Here is a 22952-nt window from a genome sequence, read left to right as displayed (position 1 = left end):
GTCGCCAAGACGAACCGTCGTCCATGGCTGCACCGACGGGAATCACGGCCGGACTCATCGACCTGCTCGCCGTCTTCATCATCGCCGGGGGAGTTGGTGTCTTCGTCGCCAAGATAGGGCGGTTTCCGTACACCATCGCCCTCCTCCTCGCGGGGCTCGCCGTCTCCATCCTCCACATCCAGATCGACATCCAACTCTCGCACGACCTCATCCTGCTCGTGCTTCTACCGCCGCTCCTGTTCGAGGGCGCGGCCACGACCAACTTTGAACGCTTCCGCGAGAATATCGTCCCCATCTTGGCGCTCGCCGTCCCCGGACTCATCGTCTCGATACTCGTCCTCGGTTGGCTCGGCCACTACGCCTTCGGCTTTCCGCTCCTCATCGCCACGCTGTTCGCCGCGATGATCCTCCCGACCGACCCCGTCTCGGTGCTGGCGCTGTTCGAGGAACTCGGCGCACCCGACCGTCTCTCGGTGATGGTCGAAGGTGAGAGCCTGATCAACGACGGCGTCGGCGTCGTCATCTTTTCGACGCTGTTCGTGTTGGTGAACGAATCGCAGAGCACTCCGCTCTCCGAACTCATATCGCTACAGACCATCGCGGACGCGGGCGTCGAAATCGTTGTCGCCAGTCTGGGCGGCCTGCTCGTTGGGCTCGCCGCGGGGTACGTCGTCTACCGCGTCATGATAAATTTGGACGAGCACATGACCGAGATAGTGCTCACGCTCATCCTCGCGTACGGGAGTTTCCTGCTCGCCGAACACTACCTCCACGTCAGCGGCGTCATCGCCACCGTCACTGCGGGGTTGTTCATCGGTAATCAGGGCGCGGAGTACGCGATGAGCCCGCAGACGAAGATATCCGTGTTCAACACGTGGGAGACCGGCGCGTTCCTCGTCAACACGCTCATCTTCGTGCTCATCGGCGCGAAGACGCCCATCGCGCAGATGCTCGACAACTGGCAGCTCATCGCCATCGCCATCGTACTCGTGCTGGCCGTCCGCGCGCTCGTCGTCTATCCGATCACGGGCGCCGTCAACCGGTTCAGCAACCGAACCGTGCCGTTCTCCTACCAGCACGTGATGGTGTGGGGCGGCCTGCACGCTTCGATTCCCATCGCACTCGTGCTCGGTTTGCCCGACGGCGACGAGGGTTTCCCGCACGTCACGGAACTGCGAGCGATGGTGTTCGGCGTCGCCGCCTTCAGCCTCGTCGTTCAAGGGTTGACGATGGAGAACCTACTTGACCGCCTCGGCGTCGTCACGCGCACGGAGACGGAGGAACTGTACGAACTCCTCCTCGGGCGCGCGCGGGCGGTGGACTCCGCCCTCGACGCCGCGGAACGACTGTACAACCGCGGTGACCTCCCGGGCGACGTGTACGACGATTTCCGCGGCGAGTACGAGCAGGAGAAAGACGACTTGAACGCGGCGATCTCTCGCATCCTCCGCGAGAACCCCAAGCTGCGCAGGGAGGAACTCCTCGTCGGCGAGCGCCGCGTCCTGAAACAGGAAAAGAGCGCCATCATGAGCGCGATGCGTTCGGGCGTCGTCAGCGACGACGTGGGCGAGCGACTGCTGGAGGAGGTCGACCTCAAACTCGACCGAGTGGACGCGGGCGAGAGCACCGTCCGCAGCGACCCCGAGAAGGAGGGATACGAGGAGTTCTGGCGCATGCGCCTCGACGAGTACGGTCTCGACCGCTCCGCCGGGGACGACTGACCCGAACGTTCAAATACCGAACCGGAACCAATCCGTGGTGACCGACGACGCGAACGCACCAGTCGGTCTGAACACCCATGACTTGCCAGAACTGCGGACACACCGACTCGTTCGTCCTGCTCGTCGACATCGCCGCCCGCGTTACGGAAAGGGACACCACGCCGCTCGACTGGTCGCTCGCAGTCCAGTGTCCTCGCTGTGAGAGCACCGACGTGGCCGTCGAACCGAGCGACCTGCTCGCGCGCGTTTAGGAATCGACTACGTAGTCGTAGCTCGCGTCGTCCGCCGGAGTCGTCGCGCCCGTCCACGTCACCAGCGTCGCGTCGACCGCCCTCGCCGTTCGCGCCAGGCGAGCTTCGAGCATGCCGACCGTGGCGGGACAGAGACAGTCGACGAGCCGCGCGTGGTGTCGAAGCCACACTCCGTCGGGTGTGTGCTCGCGGAGCAGATGCTCCGCGTAGTCGATAGCGTCGGCGAACGTCGTCGTCCCGAACCGACGCCGCGTTCGCCCGTCCGCCGTCGACGTCGTGACGTACACCGGAAGGTGCCAGTAATCGCCGTGACACGCCGCAACGGTGCCTGCGTCGAACGTTACGACGTCGTCGATGGAACTGGCAGGTGCCGGGCGACCGCGAACGAGAACGCTTTCCGCGCCGCGGTCGTGTAACTCCTGTGCGAACTCCGCCGTCGAAATAGTCATTTGTGACTATAGAGTCGAAATAGCTAAGAATCCATAACAGTACCGATTCCAATGGTGGGGGATAGATGCCTTCCGAGCAAATCCTCGGCACGACGACCGTCACCCAACGCTGGCGAATCAGCCTCATCAAAGCCGTGCGCGAAGAGTTCGCCGAAGCGGGCGAAGAGGTCGAAGAGGGCGACCGACTCGTGTTCAAGAAGCGCGACGGACAGATCGTCGTCGAACCGGCCTGACTCCGCGAGAGAAAACAAAGCATTACTTCCCTCGCTCCGACGGGTCAGGTATGCCCCTTCGGAAACCGCCGTTGCGCGACCGACACGACGAGCGGGGCGCGACGTTCACCGAGTTCGGTGGGTGGGACATGCCCGTCGAGTTCGATTCGATAAAAGAAGAGCACCGGAGCGTTCGGGAGTCCGTCGGCATCTTCGACGTGTCCCACATGGGAGAGATCGAAGTCGGCGGGCCGGACGCCGAACAGCTCATGCAACGACTGACGACGAACGACGTGACCCGACTCGAACCGGGCGACTCCCAGTACTCGATGATAACCGACGAAGACGGCTCCATCATCGACGACACCGTCGTCTATCGCCTCCCCGAGGACGACGAGGCGGACTACCTGTTCGTCCCGAACGCGGGTCACGACGAGCAGATGCACGACCGCTGGAAGCGGTTCCGGAACGAGTCGGAACTCGACGCGGAGATCCGGAACGCCACCGACGATTACGCCATGTACGCGGTACAGGGGCCGGAGGCGGCCGACGCCGTGGCCGCCGCGGCGGACGACTCCGTTACCGACATCTCGAAGTTCGAGGCGAGGTACGTCACCGTCTCGGGCGTTCGGTGCTGGGTCGCGCGCACAGGGTACACGGGTGAGGACGGGTTCGAACTAATCGTCCCGTGGAACGACGCGGAGACCGTCTGGGACGCCCTCGACTGCCAACCCTGCGGTCTCGGCGCGCGCGACACGCTCCGCACCGAGATGGGGTTTCTCCTGTCGGGGCAGGATTTCGACCACGAGAACGACCCGCGAAACCCCTACGAGGCGAAAGTCGGGTTCACTGTGAAACTCGACACGGAGTTCGTCGGGCGCGACGCCCTCGAACGAGTGAAGGAGGAGGGCGTCGAAGAGACGTTCGTCGGCTTCCGACTCGTCGACCGTGGCGTGCCGCGCCACGGATACGACATCACCAACACTAACGACACCATCATCGGGACAGTCACCAGCGGGACGATGAGTCCCACGCTCGGCGAACCCATCGGACTGGGCTACGTGCCGACCGACTACGCTGACCCCGGCACCGTCATCCGCGTGATGGTGCGAGGTCAGTCCAAGAAAGCAAAGATTGAGAGCACACCATTTCTGAAAGACAAACAATGAGCTTCGAAGTACCCGAGAACCGGAAGTACCTTGAATCGCACGAGTGGGTCGAAGTGACCGACGGAACTGGCCGAATCGGCATCACCGACTTCGCGCAGGACGAACTGGGCGACATCGTCTTCGTCGAACTCCCCGACGAGGGCGACGAACTAGAACGAGGCGACGAGTTCGGCGTGGTCGAGAGCATCAAAGCGGTTTCCGACCTCTACTCGCCAGTTTCGGGCACCGTCTCGGCGGTCAACGACGAACTGGAGAGCACGCCCGAACTCGTCAACGACGACCCGTTCGGCGACGGGTGGATGCTCGAAGTCGAGCTCTCCGACGAGGGCGCCGGAGACGACCTACTGTCCGCTGAGGAGTACCGCGACCAGATCGAATGAGCGGAGGAGACGCGAGTGCGGGAAGTCCGTACGCCCCGCACACGACGGACGAGACGCGCGCGATGTTAGACGCCGTGGGAGTCGAGAGCGTCGAAGACCTCTTCGACATCCCCGAGTCGGTTCGGTTCGACGGCGAGTTCGGCATCGAGAAGCGGTCGGAGCAGGCGACCCGCCGCGAGCTACAGCGAACCCTCGGCAAGAACCGGAGCCTGACGGAGTTTCTCGGACGGGGCCACTACAGCCACTACGTCCCGTCGTTGGTCGACCACCTCGCGGATCGGTCGGAGTTTCTGACCTCGTACACGCAGTACCAGCCTGAGGTCACGCAGGGGTTCTTGCAAGCCCTGTTCGAGTACCAATCGATGCTGGTCGAGTTGACCGGCCTCGAAATCGCCAACGCCTCGATGTACGACCACGCGACGGCGCTGGCGGAGGCGGCGTTGCTGGCCGCCCGCGTCCGGAAGACGAGCGGAAATCGGATACTCGTTCCGGACATCCTGTTGTCCGAGCGAAAGAGCGTCCTCGAGAACTACGTCGACGGGCCGGGACTCGTCGTGGACGAGTACGCGACCGACGACGCGAACGTGGACGTGGCGGCCCTCGAAGATGCGATGGACGACGACGTGGCGATGGTGTACGCCGAGAACCCGACGACACGGGGCACCATCGAGGAGAACCTCGCCGAAATCGGCGAGCTCGCCCACGGCAACGACGCGCTGTTCTGTCTCGGCTCCGACCCGGTCGCGCTGTCGCTGTTGCAGGAACCCGCTTCGGTGGGTGCGGACGTGGTCGTCGGCGACGCCGCGACGCTCGGCCTACCCGCGAGCTACGGGATGGGTCTCGGACTGTTCGCCACGCGCGAGGAGTTCGTCCGGCAGGTGCCCGGTAGACTCGTCGGTGTGAGCGAAGAGAGCGTTGCGCCGACGGCGCGACGAGGCGAAGGCGGCGACGCCGCCGAAGCGGGCGGAAATCGCGCGTTCACCCTCACGCTCCAGACCCGCGAACAGCACATCCGCCGCGAGCGCGCGACGAGCAACATCTGCACGAATCAGGCATGGGTCGCACTGCGCACCGCGATGCACGTCGCGTATCTCGGCTCGTCCGGACTGGTCGAGTTGGCCGAAAACTGCGTCACGCGCGCCCGCGACCTCGCGGAGCGACTGGACGATATCAGCGGGGTGCAGGCGCCGGTTCATGACCGCCACCACTTCCGGGAGTTCGTCGCCCACACCGACCAGCCCGCGCCGCCCATCGTCGCGGACTTGGAGGAACGCGGCTTTGCTGTACACGAGGTCGGCGAGCACGAGGTGCAGGTCTGCGTGACCGACGTGAACGAGCACATGGCCGACGAATTGGTCACGATGTTCGCGGAGGTGGCGCGATGAAACACCGAAGCGACGAAGTCGCTTCGAGCATCCGCTTGCTCCGCTCACGGAGACACCGAAAGACACATCTTTCGAGCTTCACGCTCACGAGGTGGTTCGCGTGAAATATACCCAAGCGAAGTGGGAGCGCGAGGACGAGCACCTGTACGAACCGCTCCTCTCGGAGAAAGACGGGAAGGAGATCGCGGTCAACTCGTCGCTCCCCGACGAGTTGACCCGCGACTCGCTCGAACTGCCCGACCTCTCGGAACCGGAACTCGCGCGCCACTACACGCGACTCAGCCAGATGAACTACGGCATCGACAGCGGCCCCTACCCCCTCGGGTCCTGTACGATGAAGTACAACCCGAAGTTCACCGAGGACGTGGCCGCGCTCCCCGGCGCGAGCATCCATCCCGACCGCCCCGAAGAATCCGTACAAGGGACGCTCGAACTCATGTACGGCTTGCAGGACTACCTCGCCCGAATCGGCGGGATGGACGCGGTCAGTCTCCAACCCCCTGCGGGCGCGGCGGGCGAGTTCACGGGTATCCTCGTCGCCAAAGCGTTCCACGAAGCGAACGGCGAGGGCGACCGGCGAACCGAGATCATCGTCCCCGACAGCGCCCACGGCACCAATCCCGCCAGCGCGGCGCTCGGCGGGTACGACGTGGTCGAACTCCCGAGCGCGGAGGACGGACGCGTCGACCTCGAAGCGCTCGACGCCGCGGTCGGCGAGACCACCGCGCTGTTCATGCTCACGAACCCGAACACCCTTGGACTGTTCGAGCGCGATATCGAGCGAATCGCCGAAATCGTCCACGAGGCCGGCGGCCTGCTCTACTACGACGGCGCGAACCTGAACGCCCTGCTCGGACGCGCCCGCCCCGGCGACATGGGCTTCGACATCATGCACTACAACGTCCACAAGACGTTCGCCACGCCCCACGGCGGCGGCGGTCCCGGCGCGGGACCGGTCGGCGTGGCCGAGAAACTGGCCGAGTTCCTGCCCGCGCCGCGCGTGAAGAAGATGAACGGCACCTATGAGCGATTCGACCCCGAGCGAACCATCGGAAAGGTGCACGGGTTCGCGGGGAACTGGCTCGTACTGGTCAAGGCCTACGCCTACATCGCTCGCCTCGGCGACGAGGGGCTATCGGACGCCAGCGCGAAGGCCGTGCTCAACGCGAACTACCTCGCCTCGCAGATCGAGTACGACGTGCCGCACGGACCGTTCCACCACGAGTTCGTCGCCAGCGCGGGCGACCAGGACGCCGCGGACGTGGCGAAGCGGATGCTCGATTACGGCGTCCACCCGCCGACGACGAAGTGGCCCGAGATCGTCTCGGAGGCGTTGATGACGGAACCGACCGAGATAGAGAACTGCGAGACCCTCGACCAACTCGCCGAGGCGTTCAACGCGGTGGCGACCGAGGACGACGAGACGCTGGAAGCCGCTCCCCAACGGACGACGGCGCGGCGCATCGACCAAGCGAGCGCCGCGCGCAACCTGCGGCTCTCGTGGCAGGCGCTGTCCGAGTAGTCCCGTTCGATTCGTTCCTTCACCCAACCGACGGTCACCGCCGAATCCTTTTCCATCGCTCCGTGGAATGTGCGTGGGGAAAATCATGCGACGAACGACGGACTCACCGAAGGGGGTTTCTCGACGGGCGTTCCTGCGCGCGTCGGTGACAGGTACGACCGCGCTTTTCGGCTCGACCGCTTTCAGTCGTAGCGAGGCGGGTGCTCCACCGCCGGTGATACCGGAGGGTGGCCGCGTCGGCCTGCGGAGGGTGGCGGACGAACCGCTCCAACAACCGGTCGCGTTCGAAACCGCATCCGACGTCGAAAATCGGCACTACATCGTCGACCAGACCGGGCGCATCCACGTTCTCACGTCCGCGGGCGTGGCACGTGAACCGTTTCTCGACGTGCGCGATAAGTTGAAGATGCGTGTGGATTCGCCCGACGAACGGGGACTGCTCGGACTCGCGCTCCATCCCGAATTTCGGATGAATCGCAGATTCTATGTTCGATACAGCGCGCCGCCGCGAGCGTCGACGCCGCGGAACTTCGACCACACCGCCGTGCTCTCCGAGTTCCGGGCGAACGAGGATCTGCTCGCGGCAGACCCCGACTCCGAGCGGACGATTCTGGAGATTCCCGAACCGCAGGCGAACCACAACGCAGGGGACGTCGAGTTCGGCCCGGACGGTTACCTCTACGTCCCGTTCGGCGACGGCGGCGGTGCGAGGGACACCGGGCGCGGTCACGCCGTCGACTGATACTCCCGCAACGAGGGTGGCAACGGACAGGACGTGACCCAGAATCTACTGGGGAGCATCCTTCGAATCGACGTAGATGCCTACGAGGGCGGTAAACCGTACGCCGTTCCGGACGAGAATCCGCTCGTCGGCGGGGACGGACTGGACGAACTGTGGGCGTGGGGGTTTCGCAATCCGTGGCGGCTCTCGTTCTCGGGCGACGACCTGTTTGTCGCCGATGTCGGTCAGTTGCGGTTCGAGGAGGTGAATCTGGTTCGGAAAGGCGGCAACTACGGCTGGAACGTCAGGGAAGGAACGCGCTGCTTCGACGCGGGGGCACCGAAACGCACCCCGAAACGGTGTCCGAACCGAGCACCCAGTCGAGCACCCCACGACGGCCGACCGCTGATAGACCCCGTGATCGAGTGTCCGCACTCCAGTCAAGGACGGTCGGTCGGCCACGCCGTCATCGGCGGGCACTTTTACGAAGGGACTGCGATTTCGGAACTCGACGGAAGTTACGTCTTCGGCGATTGGAGTCGGTCGTTTCGCTCCCCACGCGGTAGACTGTTTTTCGCCAACAGACCGAACGCTAACGACGAGCGGTGGCCGGTGCGAGAACTGGTCGTTGAGGGGAGCGAAGACGGAGAAATCGACCGCTACGTGCTGGCGTTCGGTCGTGACCCCGACGGCGAACTGTACGTTTTGACCAGTGAATCGAACAGTGTGGCGAGCAGTGGTGCGGTCTACAAGTTTGTCCCACCGGCGGAGTGTGACCGTATCGCCACGCCGACCGAGACGACCAGTGAGATCACGAGACAGATTTGATATACCGTGATTCGATTTGTCCTTCAGGTGCGAAGCACCGCCGAACGTCGTCACTGGCGGTTGAGAATCCAGAAAAGCGAAGAATCGCAGTTACGCCGCGGAGTTGATCTCGCCGTCGATGCGAACCAGTCCGTAGTCGCACTCGGAACAGCGCCACTTCGTCTTCAGGCCGAGATGGAGATTCGTGCTCGCGCTGCGCCAGAACGTCTCTCTGCCCCCGCATTGAGGACAGTGGTGTTCGATTTCGAGGCTCATACTCTCACTCTAGGGCTGACGAATTTCAAGATACTGGTTTCGAACGCGCCTACTCCCCGTTGCGTTCGAGATGGAGCGCATCGAAGAATCGGTTCAAGACCCGCCGAGACGCGAACTCGCCGAGTTCGTCGTCGTCCGCGTCCGCGTCGGCGAACAGCCCGAGCGGAATCTGTGCGCCGGCCATGTCGGCGTGTCCCCCCGCACTTCCCACGTCGCTGAACGCCTCCCGCAGGAGGTCGCCCGCGTGAACCCGGGGGTCGATGGAACGCGCGCTCATCTCCACCGAACCGTTGACGATTCCGAACACGAGCACCGTGTTCACCCCCTCGACGTTCAGGAGGTAATCGGCGGCCTGCGAGAGCGCGTCGCGCTCGCTCGTCCGCCCCGCCGAGGTTGCGAGGGTGGCACCGCGCTGGACGCGGTTCCGGATCGCTTCGCCGATGGCGTCGACCGTCGCCGGTGAGAACGCGGCCCCGTACAGCTCTTCGAGCAGTTCGAGATCCGCGTGGCGGCAGACGTAAAGCGCGGCCGCGTACTCATGTGGCGTCGGCTCGCGGATGAAATCGATTCGCTCGCGGTGGAGGGCGAACAACAGCGCGGAGCCGAGTTGGACGTTCACTTCGATGTCGAGTTCTCGGAGATACTCCACGAGGATGGTCGTCGTCGCGCCGTAATCCTTCCGCAGATCGACGAACTCCCCCGTCGGCGTCTCCGTCGAGTGGTGGTCGATGACGATGTCGGGGATGACATCGAGTTCCGTGTGGCCCGCCGGCGTCGCGTGGTCGACGAACGCGACCCGGTCGAACTCATCCGGGTCGAACGTCTTCGTGTGCTCCAAATTCAGATGAAGGAGGTTGATGAACGCGCGATTCTGTTGGTGCGAAATCTCCCCTCCGTAGAACAGTTCCACGTCCTCGACGCCGCTCTCCCCGGCGATGACCGACAGCGCAAGCGCGCTGGCGATGCAATCCGGGTCGGGGTTGTCGTGGCAGACGATCGCGAGCGATTCGACCCCCGCGATGTACTCGATTAACTCCTGAGCGCGGGTCATGGAAGCTGTTCGACCCGCGGGAGTATCAACCCGCGGATGGAAATCGCTATCGGGCAGCGATAAATGAATTCTATATCGCTATCTGGAATTTGATTCCTCGGTGTTCCGACCCTGCTTCGAACCGTCGATTTTAGAACCGATGATACGTCGTCTTTCCGGCCTCGTCGTGCGCCTCATCGTGACCCGTAGACGGGACTGAATCGGCGTCACAGCGCGTCTTCCAGCGCGGCTCGAAGGGTATCGGCATCCCACTGTTCGTCGTAGCGTTCCCCGTCGATAAAGAACGTCGGCGTACCGATAACTCCGCTCTGCGTTCCGGAGATGAGGTCTTCGTGTACTCGATCGACGTACGTGCCATCGTCGAGTTCCCGGCCGAACCGATCCGTGTCCAAGTCGATAGCTGTGGCGTACTCGAACAGGCTTTCCTCAGAGAGCGAATCCGAGTGCTCGAAGAGCAGGTCGTGCATCTCCCAGAACTTCCCCTGCGCGGCGGCAGCTTCCGCCGCCTCCGCAGCCCGTTGGGCGTGCGGGTGCAGCGACGTTAGCGGAAAGTGCCGGAACACGAATCGAACGCTGCCTTGCATCGATCCCCGTACAGCCTTCACCGCGCGGTACGCGTCCTCGCAGTACGGGCACCCGTAATCGCCGTACTCTACGAGCGTTACGGGCGCATCGACCGCACCGTCGACGTGGTCGCGTTCGCTCACCGGAACGGCGAGTTGACTTACGCGTGATTGGTTCATGGCTCCCCCCGCCGTAACAGTGGACGGCATCGGTGATAGACCTATGGTACCGGGACGGAACCGTTCCGGAGACGGTCACCAACCGCCGAACTCAGTCGAACCGCCACCGCGTCGCGTCGGTGGGGTAATCGCTCCACGCGAAGACCCGCTCGGGACGAACCGCGAAGAACGGCGTTCCGTGCTCGATTCCGTACTTCCCTTCGTAGGCCGCATCGAGTCGTTCGACGAGCGCGGGGTCGGCGGTCTCGTCGTCTATCCGTTCCGCGACACCTTCGATGATGACGACCGTCTCGCCGCTCTCGCAGTGGACGGTGATTCCCGCATCGGCCGCGAGATTCCGCACCCAGCGCGTTCGCTCGCCCCGCCGCAGTAGAAGGTGTCGTCGACCTAGACGCCCCACGTCGGACGGGCGTGCGGACGACCGTCGGGTCGCGTCGTCACGACCCAGTAGTTCTGGTCGTTCGCCATCTTCTCGCGCACGAACTCCCAGGAGGGCATCCCGTCCGCGTTCTCGGGAATCCCGTAGCTTCGTTCGGTCTTCGGTCGGCTTCGCCGCGCACCCTCGTCGTTGTCGTCCCCTCCATAGCCGGTAGTAGCACACGACGGGGAAAAGATGTGCTCCGAATTTGTAACAAATTCATCACGAGACCCGGCGAGCGTATCCCGCATGACGGAGCGTGTTCCTGGATCTGCGACCGGGACGATAGCTTACTTTACGCTCGCGTCCCTCTGTCCGATCATGCCTTCGATAACGTTGTACTCGCTCGACGGCTGTCCATACTGCGAGAAAGCCCACGACGCGCTCGACGACGCGGGCGTGGAGTACGAAACCAAGTGGGTCGAAGCACTGCACTCGAAACGAAACGAGGTTAAACGCGTCAGCGGTCAGCGCGGCGTCCCCGTGCTCGTGGACGAGAATAGGGGCGTCACGATGGCCGAAAGCGACAACATCGTCGAGTACGTGGAGCAGTCGCTCGCATGAAGATCTACACCGGGCGCGGTGACGCTGGTCAGACCGACCTGCAGGATATGTCCCGCGTCTCGAAGGCGAGTCCGCGCATCGAAGCTTACGGCACGGTGGACGAGTTGAACGCCCTCATCGGTCGGTGCCGACCCTCGGGTCACGACGACGTGGACGACCACCTCCGAGAAATCCAGAACCACCTCCACGTCGTGCAGGCCGACTTCGCCAACCCCGACCCCGACGAGGACGACCCGCAAGTAGGCGCGGAGCACGCCGAACTCCTCGAATCGTGGATGGACGGTTACGACGACGAACTCGACCCCCTCACGTCCTTCATCCTCCCCGGCGGTGGCGAGGCGGGCGCGAACCTCCATCACGCCCGTACCGTTTGTCGTCGTGCAGAGCGCCGGGCGGTCGCGCTGGCCGGCGAGGAGGACATCAACGACGACGCCGTGACCTACCTCAATCGCCTGTCCGATGCGCTCTTCGTTTTCGCTCGCGTGGTGAACAAGCGCGACGGGGAGCGAGAAGAAAGTCCGACGTACTAACGAGCGTTTAGTTTTTACAACCCGAGTTCCCGCCCAATGACGAGATGCTGAATCTCGCTCGTCCCTTCCCCGATTTCCATCAACTTCGCGTCACGGAGGAACCGCTGGGGAGCGAAATCCTCGGTGTAGCCGTAGCCGCCGAGCACCTGCACGGCGTCCTCCGAAACTTCCCGGGCGGATTCGCTGGCGTCGAGTTTCGCCAGCGCGCTCTCGTGGGAGACGGAGTAGCCTTCGTCGTACTTGCAGGCGGCCTTGTGGGTGAGCAGGCGCGAGCGTTCGATTTTCCTGTCCATGTCCACGATTTTGTTGCGGATGGCGTCGAACTTCGAGATGGGCTGGCCAAACTGCTCGCGCTCCTTGCTGTACTCGTGGGCGGCCTCGAACGCACCCTGCGCGATGCCGGTCGAGAGCGCGGCGATACTGATTCGGCCACCGTCGAGCGTCTTCTTCGTCTGCTCCCACCCCTCGCCGACCTCGCCGAGCAAGCGGTCTTCGGGGAGGCGCACATCCGTCAACTGGATCTCGCAGGTAGGCGAGGCGTTGAGTCCCATCTTGTCCCAGACGGTCGTGACCTCGAACCCGTCGTCCTCCTCGGGGTCGACGATGAACGTCGAGATGCCGTCGTAGCCCGCTTCGGGGTCGGTGACGGCCTTGACGAGGACGCTTCCGGCGACGTTGGCGTTGGTGATGAACTGCTTCGTTCCGTTCAGTACCCACTCGTCGCCGCTCTTCTCCGCGCTGGTGTCCATGTCGCTGGCGTCGGAGCCGGAACCGGGTTCCGTGAGCGCCCACGAGCCGAGGTACTCCCCTTTTGCGAGCGGACGAAGCCAGCGTTCTTTCTGCTCGTCCGTGCCGAATAGCTCGATGGGTTTTGAGGCGAGCGAGACGTGGGCGGCGTAGGAGAGACCGATTGAGCCGGAGACGCGACCCAGTTCCTCGGTGACGAGGGCGTACATCAGTTGATCGCCGCCGATGCCGCCGTACTCCTCACCGACCGGGACGCCCATCATGTCGAGGTCGGCGAGTTGGTCGAACACCTCCTCGGGGAAGCGGTGTTCGCTCTCGATCTCCTGTGCGATAGGCTCTATCTCCTCGTCGCAGAACTGCCGGACGGTGTCCCGCACCATCCTGTGCTCGTCGGGGAGGTTGAAATCCATGCACAAAATTTGCGCGGGTTCCGCTATAAAGACAGCGAAGCCCTCTGCGGGCCGGGAACAATTTATGTGCTCTCGCAGTTTTAATACGGTGATGGGAATTCGTCGGCTAGTACGCGGCACCATCGAGTGGCCACGGCTCGAAACGGTTCTCCGCGAACTCGCAGAGCGGTACGACCGCGACGAGATTCGCGTCGAGTTCATCGACGCCGACAACTGGCTCTCGACGCCCTGCGTCGTGGACGACCAGTGGTTTGTCAAGATTACGTCGGGCCAGAACTCACTCGTCCACGCGCTTTTCACCAGCGCGCGGAACTTGGGTGCCCTCTCCAGCGGGACGGAAGGGTTTTTCGAACACTTCGCCGGACCGCGGGAGATGGCGGAGCACGAACTGGAAGCGACGCGCGAGATGCGCGAAATTGGATTGAACGTCCCCGCACCCATCGAGGCGTTCGAAGCAGACGGTCTCGGCGTGCTAGTGATGGAGTACCTGCCGGAGTTCGAGACGTTCGAGGAGATGCCCGAGGCGGCCGTGCGCGAGCACGCGCCGGACCTGTTCGAATCGCTCTCGCGCATGCACGACAACCATCTGGCCCACGGCGACCTGCGCGGGGAGAACGTCCTCGTCGCCGACGGCGAGATATACTTCATCGACGCGACGAGCGTCAACGAAGACCGAATCGACGAAGCTCGGTCATACGACCTCGCGTGCGCTCTGGCGTCGCTCGCACCCCTCATCGGCGCTCGTGACGCGGTGGTGGCCGCACGCGAGCACTACTCCGCCGAAGAACTACTCGGCGCCCGCGAGTTCCTCGATTTCGTGAACATGCGCCCCGACCACGATTTCGACGCGGCCAGCGTGAAGGGGGAGATCGAGAAACTCGCGGACACGGAAGATCAGGAGACGAGCTGATCGAGCGGCGGGAGGGGAGGGCAGAACGACGGAGTTCCCCCGGCAAAAATTGGGAGACTTTTTTAGCGTACCCGCCAGAGTTTCTATCGAAGATATGAGTCAACAAGCTAGCCAGCAGGTCTACGGTCACTACATCGGCGGCGAGTGGGACGAGGGAGACGGCGACGAGACGTTCGAGAGCGTCAACCCGGCGACGAAGGAGACGCTGGGCGAGTTCCGCCGCGGCACCCCCGCGGACGTCGACGCAGCGCTCTCCGCGGCTGAGGACGCCGAAGACGAGTGGGCGAGCCTCTCGTACATCGACCGCGCGGAGTACCTCTGGGACATCTACCATGAACTGCGTGAGCGCACCGACGAACTCGGCGAAGTCATCACGAAGGAGTGCGGGAAGGAGATCTCCGAGGGGAAAGCCGACGTGGTCGAGGCGGCGCACATGGTCGAGTGGGCCGCGGGCAACGCCCGCCACCCCCACGGCGACGTGGTGCCGAGCGAGATTCCGAGCAAGGACGCCTACATGCGCCGGAAACCGCGAGGCATCATCGGCTGTATCACGCCGTGGAACTTCCCGGTCGCCATCCCGTTCTGGCACATGGCCATCGCGCTCGTGGAGGGGAACACGGTCGTCTGGAAGCCCGCCGAGCAGACGCCCCACTGCGGTCAGATCATCGCGGAGATGATGGAGGACGCCGGAGTGCCGGACGGCGTGTTCAACATGGTACAGGGCTTCGGCGACGCCGGAAACGCCATCGTCGAGGACGAGCGCGTGGCGACCGTCCTCTTCACCGGCTCCTCGGAAGTCGGCCACAAGATCGCGGGCAAGGTCGGCGGCGAACCCGGTAAGCTCGCGGCCTGCGAGATGGGCGGGAAGAACGGCATCGTCATCACCGAGAACGCCGACCTCGACACCGCAATTCACAGCGCCGTCATGTCCTCGTTCAAGACGACGGGCCAGCGCTGCGTCTCCAGCGAGCGTCTCATCGTCCACGAGGACGTGTACGACGAGTTCAAGGAGCGTTTCGTCGAACTCGCCGAGAACGTCTCGGTCGGCGACCCGCTGGACGAGAACACGTTCATGGGTCCACTGGTCAACGAGGAGCAGATCGAGAAGTTCGGCAAGTACAACCAGCTTGCGAAAGACGAGGGCGCGACCGTGCTCGTCGACCGCGAAGAGCTGGACGACGACGAGATTCCGGAGGGTCATGAGGACGGCTACTGGGTCGGCCCGTTCGTCTACGAGGTCGAGTACAGCCCCGACCTGCGCTGCATCCACGAGGAGGTCTTCGGCCCGCATGTCGCCCTGATGTCCTACTCGGGCGATATCGAGGACGCGGTCGAGATCCACAACGACACGCCCTACGGACTGGCCGGAGCCATCATCAGCGAGGATTACCGCCAGATAAACTACTTCCGCGACAACGCCGAGATCGGTCTCGCCTACGGTAACCTGCCGTGCATCGGCGCGGAAGTCCAACTCCCGTTCGGCGGCGTGAAGAAATCCGGCAACGGCTACCCGAGCGCCCGCGAAGCCATCGAGGCCGTCACGGAGCGTACGGCGTGGACGATAAACAACTCGAAGGATATCCAGATGGCGCAGGGACTGTCGGCGGACATCAAGACCGAGGACGAAAACTGAGAACGCTAAGTTAGACGAAGCGTTTCCTTCGTTCTCGCCGAAGACGAGACCTAAAACGCCGAACGGGACGGACAACTCCCCGTCGTGTTCGAACGACTTCAGGTGAGCATATTTTTATTAGGCGGAGGGGGCGATTACGGATATGAATCGGGACGATGTCGTTACGTTCGGTCTCGCGCTCGTCGCGGCCGTGATCACGTTTCTCGTAGTTAGCGGGTTGCAGATGGGAGGAACCGTCTCGTTCGCGCTCGCGTTCGTCATCTTCGGGGTCTTCCTCGTCGTCAAGTCGTTCGTCGGCACGCTCTACGAGTGATCCGAATCCGTTACGAAAGTAGGTGACGACCGCGAGACGAGGGGGTTGGGTAGCGGCTTCCGGAAGCCTGTGGGTTCCCGACCAAACCCACGCGACGAGGCGCACAGTCCCTATGCCGACACACGACGAGAAAAGCGTCGCACATCGGCGTTCGACCATTTTGCCTTCTCCTTGATAAAGCTGTGCAACGCGGCCAGCGTCGCACGAAGTGCGGACGCCCTTCGCTTAAGGGGGTTGCGTATGCAACACGTTCGTTTACTGAAATCGCGGCAGTCGCTTTAAATGCTATGAGTGGAAACACGCTTACCGACCTGTTCGAAGAGGGGCTGAAGGAGATGTACTACGTCGAGAACCAGCTCGTCGACGTGCTCGAGGAACTCAGCGGGGAAGTCGACCACGACGACATCGCGAACGCCTTCCGCCAACACAAAGGGGAGACGGAAGAGCACGTAAACCGCCTCGAAGAGGTCTTCGACCGGATCGGCGAGTCGCCCGAGCGAAAGCAGGTGCACGCGCTGGACGGGCTCGTCCAAGACCACCAGGAGTTCAGCGACGACGACCCCGAGCAGAACGTGTTGAACCTGTTCGACATGACCGCCGCCGAGAAATCCGAACACCTCGAAATCGCCGCATACGGGAACCTCACGTTCATCGCCGACAAACTCGGCCACGACGAGGCGGCTGACCTCCTCGAAGCGAACCTGCGCGAGGAAGAGAAGGCGCTCGACAAACTCAAGTCGCTCACCGAAGGGTACGACGTGGAAGCCGTCCCCGCGTAAGGCTTAGGCGACTGGCCGTCGGAACTCGACGTTCTTTTTCGGAGAGACGACACGGGTATCGTGAAGTACGACGGAACCGGGAGACGGTGACAGTACGCGGTGATCGGCGAAACGAGGCAGTATGGTTCGCGACGGGAGAAGTCGCTCAGACGCGTTTGCTGACGTAGGGGCCGTCCTGATGGTAGCCCAATTTGTTCCGGTAGTATTCGCGCGCACCGATACCGGAGATGACGCTCACCTTGTCGTAGCCCGCGTCGGCGGCAATCTCCTCGGCTCTCTCCATCAAGTGTCGTCCGTAGCCGCGGTGCTGGTGTTGATCGTCCTCGCTGGCCGAGCCGACCGACACCTCGCTCCCGTAGACGTGGAGTTCGCGGAGGAGCGCGGCGTTGTCGAGTTCGCGGCGCACGGGGTCGCCGGGGAAGCGCAGGCGACAGAAGCCGACGAGCAGGTCGTTGTCAGGGTCTTCGAAGCTGATGAAGTGTTCCGCGCCCCCGGCGGCGTCGTAGGTCAGCACGTCGAGTTCGACCGATTCGGGGTCTCGGTCATTCATGCCGACTTCGCGGCAGCGGATACAGTCGCACGTCCAACCGTGCTCGTCCATCTTCTGGCGTGCGAGCTGGCGGAGGTTGGACTTCCACACCCCGGCGTCGATGAAGTCGGCGGGGATGTCGCGCTGGACGCGCTGAAGTCGGACGTACTTCGGGATCATCGACTTGATTTCCGCGACGAGTTCGGCGGCCTCCTCGTTGCGGAGCGGTTCGTACTCGCCCTCGTACCACCAGTCGTAGGTCGCGGTGCCCCGAACTACGAGCGTCGGATAGATTTTGAGGTAGTCGGGCTTCCACTTCTCGTCCTCGAAGATGCGCCGGAAATCCTCCAGACACATCTTCTTCGACATGCCGGGTTGGCCGGGCATCATGTGGAAACCGACCTTGAACGCCGAATCCCGAAGGCGCTGGTTCGCCTCGATGGAGGCCTGTGCGCCGTGTCCACGGTGCATCTCCCGGTTGATTCGTTCGAACGTGGTCTGGACGCCGACTTCGACTTTCGTCCCGCCCAAGTCGAGCATCCGGTCTATCTGCTCGGGGTCACACCAGTCGGGTTTCGTCTCGAACGTGGTGCCGATGTTGCGCACGTCGCCCGTCTCGTTCTCGGCGATGACGTCCTCTAGATAACGGAACTCGTACTCCTCCGGACGCTGTGCGAAGCTCTCACCCTCCGCCGGTTCCGGCTCCTTGTTCACGTCGTAATCGTTCATCGCCTCCAGCGCACGCTTGACGAACCACTCCTGATAGTCGTGGCTCCGGGCGGTCATCGTCCCGCCCATCAGGATGAGCTCGACCTTATCGATGGGGTGGCCGATTTCGCGCAGCTGTTCCAGTCGCAGGGTGACCTGACCGTAGGGGTCGTAGTCGTTCTGCACGCCCCGCGCCGCGGCGGGTTCGTGGCCCGTGTAGCTCTGCGACGACGAGAACTCGGACGATGGCCCGCCAGGACAGTAGAGACACTTCCCGTGCGGGCACTGATGCGGACTGGTCATGATGGCGACCGGCGAGACGCCCGACGCGGTGCGAACCGGTTTGCGCCGGAGCACCGCTTCCAGTTCCTCGCGGCGCTCGCTGGGCGCGAAATCGAGAATCTCGGAGTTCTTCGGCACTTTCGGTGCCGAGTGCTCCGAGCAGGCGTCGAGTTTCGCGCGCTCCACGTCGTCGCGCTCGACCTCCCCTTCGAGGATTCGGTCGACGAGTTCCTCGCAGACCTGCTCGAACGCCTCGGTCTCCGTGGCGTCCGGCGTCTCGGTGCTCATTGCTTCGTAGTCGTCGGTTCCGCCGGATAAGCGTGTCGTCTACGAACAGTTAGCGAGATGGACTCGATTTGGTAGATCACCCGAGTCGAAGATTTCCATCACATTCGCCGTGGCGCTCGGTGCGGCTAGGCGTAAGTCACACCACCGTGTCGCTAGACTGGTTTCGTCGACGAAGACGAGATTACAACTGCTAGGCACATGCCAAATTTGGCCAACCGATTTCGGAAAGTAGCCACCCTGCCGTTTTCTCCGGGAACTCAACCTCCGACTCGGAGGCGAAACTCGACCAGTCGCTTGGCAGGCCGAGAGTGGTCGGGCGTGGCTGGTGCCCGGTAGCGGTAATCGACACGTCGGAACGATCGATGTCGCCGCGTGACGGTGTCGCTCGCGTCGAGCAGTCGTCCTCAGAAACGCCGGGATGTCTATATCGCACGGTCGCCGACTCGAAGTTCGAAACCACGCAAGCCAAAACCGAAGAACGAAATCGCGCGTTTAATTCACGCGCTCGCTGACCGCTTCGATGACCGCATCCAGCGCGGCCTCACGCTCGCCGCGGAGGAATTCGAGTTTCCCGTCGCGCGTGCCGACGGGAACGATACCGGCGTCGGGCGCGCGCTCGCGGGCCGATTCCGCGATGTCGCGGACGTTGACGCCGACGTCGCTCCTGATGTGGAGTTCGTCGTCCGCGAGACCGAGCGTGACGTTCGGGCCGCCCGGTCTGCCCGTGATGTCGCGGCGGTGGAGCGCGTCCAAGAGGACGTTCGTGGGCGGAAAGTCGAAGCGGTGGGTGTAGGCGTCCGTGTCGAGGACGGTGAAGGTGACGCCGTTCGCGCCGCGAACCGAGAGGTTCGGCTCCGCGGTGTTGAGTTCGTCTTCAAGCTTCGTCCGGAACTGCTCGCTGACGTGCTCGGCGAGGTCGCGTTTGGCGTGCTCGAATAGCAGGTCGGTGATGAGTTCGCGCTTGTCCTCGTAGGACTGGTAGTACGCCTCCAGCGCGACCGCCTCGCGCAGCGCCGTGACGTGCGCTTCGTCGTAGCCGGCCTCCGCTGCCAGTTCGACGTACCTTGCAGGGGCGTCCTCCCAGTAGCTGACGGCGGGGAGGTGAGCCACGTCCTCGCGCACGTCGGCGTTGACGTGGGCCGCGACGTTCGCGCCGAGGACGCCGGCCGTCGCGCCCTCGTCCGAGTCGCTGAGGAAGGGGTTGACGACGACGTCCGCCGTCTCGGCGACGTTCTCGTCCGGATAGTGCGTGTCGATGACGACCTGAGGCGCGTCGTAGATGTCGAGCAGGGAGAGACCATCGCTCGATTCGACGGTGCTTCCGGCGTCGACGAACACGAAGAGGGGAAGTTTCTCGTCGTGGCGTTCGCGGTTGTCGAGCATGATGGTCGCGTCCTTCGTCGCGTCCTCCATGTCGTAGAAGCCGTCTTCGAGGGGGCGCCGGTCGAAGAAGTGGTACTGCGCGTCGCTCCGCGCGTGCTCTTCGCGTACCAGCGGGAGGACTGCGCGTTCCAGCGCCGCACCAGCCACGTAGCCCTCGGCGGTCGCGTTGTGCCGGACGATGACGGGTCGGGACTCGATGACCGCGCGGCGAATCGCGCCCGCCGCGTCGCGGATGTCGTCGTGAATCGCCTCGACCAGCGAGTCGTCGGCGAGCAGGTCGACGTCAGCGGGGCGCGCCTCGTTCTCCAGCGCTTCGGCCAGTCGGTCGTGGACGGCGGCTTCCTCGTCGTCGGTGAGCGCGTGTAACTGCTCAGTCTCGACCTGTAGTTCGTTGTTTCGGAGTTCGACTTCGCCGACCAGTCGAACCACGTCGCCGGTGTCCACTTCGGGGTACGCGCGGACGCCAGCTTCCTTGAAGGCGGCGCAGTCGACGACGGCGGTTTCGTCGCGGAGTTCGAACACCGTCGGACCGCTCGTCTGGCTCGCGCCGACTATCTCGCCTTCGATTCGGACGCGCTCGCCGACGCGCTCGCCGAGCGATTCGATGGTGACGTGCTCCGGCGGCTCCTCATGTTCAGGGAGCGTCGCGTCACCGACTGCGGTTCCGGAGCCGTCGGTCGTCGTGGGTGGCTCCAACTGCTGGTCGACGTTCGACTGCTCGGTGGTCGGCTGGTCGCTGGTCGATTGGCCGGCAGTCGATTGCTCGGTTTCCGTTTCTTCGTCGGGTTGGTACGTGCTCTCGCTGTCCTGCACGAGCTTGCCGCGGAACTCGCGTTCCGACTGGCGGATCGACCAGCCGAGGTCGACGTTTCCGTTATCGCGGACGCCGAGTACTTCGACGAACACCGTGTCGCCCTGCTCCCAGTCGAGGCTGTCGAGTCGCTGGTCTAACTCACTCTTGTGGAGTAGGCCGGTCACGCTGTCGCCGATGTCGATGAATACGCCGAAGTCGGCGAAGCCGTCCACTGTACCGCTATAGTATCGTCCTCGAGTGAGCTGTTCGGGGCGGTTACCTTCGAATTCGAAGAGGACGTCCTGCTCGTGACTGGCGCAGATTTCGCCGTCGGCAGGCGTCCCGCAAATGACGCAGTTACCCATTTATACTGGCATAGAATAGTCCCGGCCTAAAACGGTTGTCGAAATCCCGACGCGGATATCGTCCGCATCGAACTGCGCGGACGGAAGCTAATAATGGTAGAAGGAGAAGCCGCCACCGCAGTGGTGGCAGTCCACTCGTCTCCCTTTCAGCCTCTCTTCGTCGGGCCGACTCGCATCCCCGTTTGTGGTCACCATATCGACCGTCGAGGCCGTCCCGCAGTGGGGGCAACCGACGGTCATCGCCGATTGGGACATACACCTCCCTCCGCCGAGAGGACGCATAGTTATAGGCTCGCTAATGGAAGCTGTATGTCGCGTGTTAACGGGTAAATAACGGCTTAGCGGTGGGTTAAGCGCCCGCTCAGTACCGGCGGCCCACCGTCAAGGCGACGACGTTCAACACCAACAGTAGAAGGAACGTCTGCCGTTGCCCAGTCGTTTCGAGACCGGCTGCTAAGAGGGGGAGATAGAGGAACGGAAGGGCAATCGCCATCCAGAAGCCGACGAGTCGAACTGGAGCCGAAAGCGAGAAAGCGGCCGACCTGTTCTCCTCCTCGTTCGAGCGGTTTTCCCTCGTTTCGGAATCAGTGATAGTGGACATGCTCCGCAAAATGTGCTACAACATACCATGGTATTATTATTGAGTGCTTAACGAATCGAAAGAAGAACGTGTGCGACGTTCACCCGAACGGGGAGAAATATTCGACTTTCACTCGAAAACTGGGCTGTCGTCCTCTAAATTTTCGATATCTGATGCTATTTTTCGGACGTTTTCCGGAAACAGTGCAACCTGCACCTCGTTGCCCTCGTCGTCCTCGAACACCAGTTTAACACGCTTATCGCCGAACTCCCGTACCTCTGCGGACTCCACGTCGAACAACTTCGCCGACCCGGTCTTGTTCGATGGACCGACGTTCTTGATAGCACCATCTTTCAGCTCGACCATGAAATCGTCGACGCGCAAGTTGAGCATACTTTCGATACGGCGTCCCTGTCTTAATTACCACGGGAACGCAGCGAGGGGAGGAACGACGCTTTTCAGCGCCGCCTCGCCGCCGAAACCGTAGCCGAACACCAACACTGCGGGGAGAGCCGCTGCGAGCGCCGCGCGTGCATAGGACGTATCGTGAACTTCCTTGAGTCCGACGACGAGCAACAGCGCGCCGTACACGGTGCAGACGGCGCGCAGTTCGGGCACGGGGACCCCCGCGAACAGACAGGGTGCGACCGAGTAACCGATGACCTGCACGGTCTCGCTGATACCTGCCCGGTTCGGAACGAGAGCCATCAGGATGACCGTCTGAAGCGCCGCCGTCAGGTGAAGAACGAGAGGCGCGACGAACAGTCCGACCAGCACGAGCGCGAGGAGTTTCGTGAGAAGCGGGTCGCCAGCGACGTCGCCGACGGCTAACTCGCCGAACGCAATTCGGGAGGCGACCGACACCAGCGTCACGAGCACGCCGAACACCATCCCCGGCGCTTGGTCGCCGGGTGCGACCCCCGTGTTGAAGAACCGGCGGGGTCGCACGATCACTTCGACCCACGCGCGAAGGACGGCCTGCGGACCGCGGTCGCGCCCGCCCGTCGGATTCTCGACCCACTGTGTCACGGTT

24 protein-coding genes and 2 pseudogenes are annotated in these 22952 nt (G+C 63.3%); 14 read left to right on the top strand and 12 right to left on the bottom strand.

Features of this window, described 5'->3' with window-relative positions:
- The first annotated feature begins 23 nt into the window (after window positions 1-23).
- Window positions 24-1721 (top strand): Na+/H+ antiporter, encoded by a 1698-nt coding sequence (locus tag LIW51_RS11370; RefSeq protein WP_227374246.1) that lies wholly within the window; start codon window positions 24-26, stop codon window positions 1719-1721.
- Window positions 1722-1798: 77 nt separating this feature from the next.
- Window positions 1799-1972, top strand: coding sequence for a hypothetical protein (locus tag LIW51_RS11365; RefSeq protein WP_227374245.1), 174 nt, complete (start codon window positions 1799-1801; stop codon window positions 1970-1972).
- On the opposite strand, the gene LIW51_RS11360 is transcribed toward LIW51_RS11365, so the two are convergent.
- A complete protein-coding gene (locus LIW51_RS11360; RefSeq protein WP_227374244.1) occupies window positions 1969-2421 on the bottom strand; it encodes a hypothetical protein in 453 nt (150 codons plus the stop codon). The two genes, LIW51_RS11365 and LIW51_RS11360, sit on opposite strands and share 4 nt — an antisense overlap.
- 65 nt (window positions 2422-2486) lie before the next feature.
- Between LIW51_RS11360 and LIW51_RS11355 the strand changes: the two genes are divergently transcribed.
- The 6 genes and pseudogenes from LIW51_RS11355 (at window position 2487) to LIW51_RS11330 (ending at window position 8638) form a co-directional block, all read left to right on the top strand.
- Window positions 2487-2654 carry a hypothetical protein gene (locus LIW51_RS11355; RefSeq protein WP_227374243.1) on the top strand — a complete coding sequence of 56 codons (168 nt, stop codon included), beginning with the start codon at window positions 2487-2489 and terminating at the stop codon, window positions 2652-2654.
- A 50-nt stretch (window positions 2655-2704) separates the two neighbouring features.
- Window positions 2705-3802 (top strand): glycine cleavage system aminomethyltransferase GcvT, encoded by a 1098-nt coding sequence (gene gcvT / locus LIW51_RS11350; RefSeq protein WP_227374242.1) that lies wholly within the window; start codon window positions 2705-2707, stop codon window positions 3800-3802.
- On the top strand, window positions 3799-4182 hold the full coding sequence (gene gcvH / locus LIW51_RS11345; RefSeq protein ID WP_227374241.1) for a glycine cleavage system protein GcvH: 384 nt from the start codon (window positions 3799-3801) through the stop codon (window positions 4180-4182). Before gcvT ends, gcvH begins: the two co-directional genes overlap by 4 nt.
- On the top strand, window positions 4179-5567 hold the full coding sequence (gene gcvPA / locus LIW51_RS11340) for an aminomethyl-transferring glycine dehydrogenase subunit GcvPA (RefSeq protein ID WP_227374240.1): 1389 nt from the start codon (window positions 4179-4181) through the stop codon (window positions 5565-5567). Before gcvH ends, gcvPA begins: the two co-directional genes overlap by 4 nt.
- A 100-nt stretch (window positions 5568-5667) precedes the next feature.
- Entirely contained in the window at window positions 5668-7089 is a 1422-nt protein-coding gene (gene gcvPB / locus LIW51_RS11335) for an aminomethyl-transferring glycine dehydrogenase subunit GcvPB (protein ID WP_227374239.1), read from the top strand.
- Window positions 7090-7156: 67 nt separating this feature from the next.
- Window positions 7157-8638, top strand: a pseudogene (locus tag LIW51_RS11330) (PQQ-dependent sugar dehydrogenase).
- Between the two features lie 90 nt (window positions 8639-8728).
- On the opposite strand, the gene LIW51_RS11325 reads toward LIW51_RS11330, so the two are convergent.
- The 4 genes and pseudogenes from LIW51_RS11325 to LIW51_RS39115 all read right to left on the bottom strand — a co-directional run bounded on the left by LIW51_RS11325 (window position 8729) and on the right by LIW51_RS39115 (window position 11302).
- Window positions 8729-8893: a DUF7838 family putative zinc beta-ribbon protein gene (locus LIW51_RS11325; protein ID WP_227374238.1), complete on the bottom strand. Its 165-nt coding sequence runs from the start codon at window positions 8891-8893 to the stop codon at window positions 8729-8731.
- 49 nt (window positions 8894-8942) lie between these two features.
- A complete protein-coding gene (locus LIW51_RS11320; protein ID WP_227374237.1) occupies window positions 8943-9944 on the bottom strand; it encodes a DHH family phosphoesterase in 1002 nt (333 codons plus the stop codon).
- 206 nt (window positions 9945-10150) lie between these two features.
- Window positions 10151-10687, bottom strand: coding sequence for a DsbA family protein (locus tag LIW51_RS11315; protein WP_227374236.1), 537 nt, complete (start codon window positions 10685-10687; stop codon window positions 10151-10153).
- 91 nt (window positions 10688-10778) lie between these two features.
- A pseudogene (locus LIW51_RS39115) lies at window positions 10779-11302 on the bottom strand (pyridoxamine 5'-phosphate oxidase family protein).
- 124 nt (window positions 11303-11426) lie between these two features.
- Here LIW51_RS39115 and LIW51_RS11300 point away from each other — a divergent pair.
- On the top strand, window positions 11427-11669 hold the full coding sequence (locus tag LIW51_RS11300; RefSeq protein ID WP_227376791.1) for a glutaredoxin family protein: 243 nt from the start codon (window positions 11427-11429) through the stop codon (window positions 11667-11669).
- Window positions 11666-12199, top strand: a complete 534-nt coding sequence (locus LIW51_RS11295) for a cob(I)yrinic acid a,c-diamide adenosyltransferase (protein WP_227374233.1) — start codon at window positions 11666-11668, stop codon at window positions 12197-12199. Before LIW51_RS11300 ends, LIW51_RS11295 begins: the two co-directional genes overlap by 4 nt.
- A gap of 14 nt (window positions 12200-12213) precedes the next feature.
- Here LIW51_RS11295 and LIW51_RS11290 read toward each other — a convergent pair whose 3' ends face one another.
- Entirely contained in the window at window positions 12214-13356 is a 1143-nt protein-coding gene (locus LIW51_RS11290) for an acyl-CoA dehydrogenase family protein (protein ID WP_227374232.1), read from the bottom strand.
- Between the two features lie 91 nt (window positions 13357-13447).
- On the opposite strand from LIW51_RS11290, the gene LIW51_RS11285 reads away from it, so the two are divergent.
- The 4 genes from LIW51_RS11285 (at window position 13448) to LIW51_RS11270 (ending at window position 16991) form a co-directional block, all read left to right on the top strand.
- Window positions 13448-14266, top strand: coding sequence for an RIO1 family regulatory kinase/ATPase domain-containing protein (locus tag LIW51_RS11285; protein WP_227374231.1), 819 nt, complete (start codon window positions 13448-13450; stop codon window positions 14264-14266).
- Window positions 14267-14360: 94 nt separating this feature from the next.
- On the top strand, window positions 14361-15899 hold the full coding sequence (locus LIW51_RS11280; RefSeq protein WP_227374230.1) for an aldehyde dehydrogenase family protein: 1539 nt from the start codon (window positions 14361-14363) through the stop codon (window positions 15897-15899).
- 142 nt (window positions 15900-16041) lie between these two features.
- Window positions 16042-16212 carry a hypothetical protein gene (locus LIW51_RS11275; protein ID WP_227374229.1) on the top strand — a complete coding sequence of 57 codons (171 nt, stop codon included), beginning with the start codon at window positions 16042-16044 and terminating at the stop codon, window positions 16210-16212.
- A gap of 287 nt (window positions 16213-16499) precedes the next feature.
- On the top strand, window positions 16500-16991 hold the full coding sequence (locus tag LIW51_RS11270) for a YciE/YciF ferroxidase family protein (RefSeq protein WP_227374228.1): 492 nt from the start codon (window positions 16500-16502) through the stop codon (window positions 16989-16991).
- Between the two features lie 145 nt (window positions 16992-17136).
- Here LIW51_RS11270 and LIW51_RS11265 read toward each other — a convergent pair whose 3' ends face one another.
- From LIW51_RS11265 to LIW51_RS11240, 6 genes are all read right to left on the bottom strand, one after another.
- Entirely contained in the window at window positions 17137-18798 is a 1662-nt protein-coding gene (locus tag LIW51_RS11265) for a tRNA uridine(34) 5-carboxymethylaminomethyl modification radical SAM/GNAT enzyme Elp3 (protein ID WP_227374227.1), read from the bottom strand.
- Between the two features lie 492 nt (window positions 18799-19290).
- Window positions 19291-21339 carry a DHH family phosphoesterase gene (locus tag LIW51_RS11260; protein WP_227374226.1) on the bottom strand — a complete coding sequence of 683 codons (2049 nt, stop codon included), beginning with the start codon at window positions 21337-21339 and terminating at the stop codon, window positions 19291-19293.
- Window positions 21340-21426: 87 nt separating this feature from the next.
- Complete coding sequence (locus tag LIW51_RS11255; protein ID WP_227374225.1) at window positions 21427-21594, bottom strand: hypothetical protein; 168 nt, start codon at window positions 21592-21594, stop codon at window positions 21427-21429.
- A gap of 106 nt (window positions 21595-21700) precedes the next feature.
- Window positions 21701-21940, bottom strand: coding sequence for a DUF8028 family protein (locus tag LIW51_RS11250; protein ID WP_227374224.1), 240 nt, complete (start codon window positions 21938-21940; stop codon window positions 21701-21703).
- Window positions 21941-22048: 108 nt separating this feature from the next.
- Complete coding sequence (locus LIW51_RS11245) at window positions 22049-22312, bottom strand: hypothetical protein (protein WP_227374223.1); 264 nt, start codon at window positions 22310-22312, stop codon at window positions 22049-22051.
- A gap of 27 nt (window positions 22313-22339) precedes the next feature.
- Complete coding sequence (locus LIW51_RS11240; RefSeq protein ID WP_227374222.1) at window positions 22340-22948, bottom strand: YIP1 family protein; 609 nt, start codon at window positions 22946-22948, stop codon at window positions 22340-22342.
- Between the last annotated feature and the right edge of the window lie 4 nt (window positions 22949-22952).

It is taken from the genome of Haladaptatus halobius (assembly GCF_020618475.1).
Lineage (GTDB): Archaea > Halobacteriota > Halobacteria > Halobacteriales > Haladaptataceae > Haladaptatus > Haladaptatus halobius.
The sequence above is the reverse complement of the archived record's forward strand: the minus strand, read 5'-3'. Positions and strand labels throughout refer to the sequence as shown.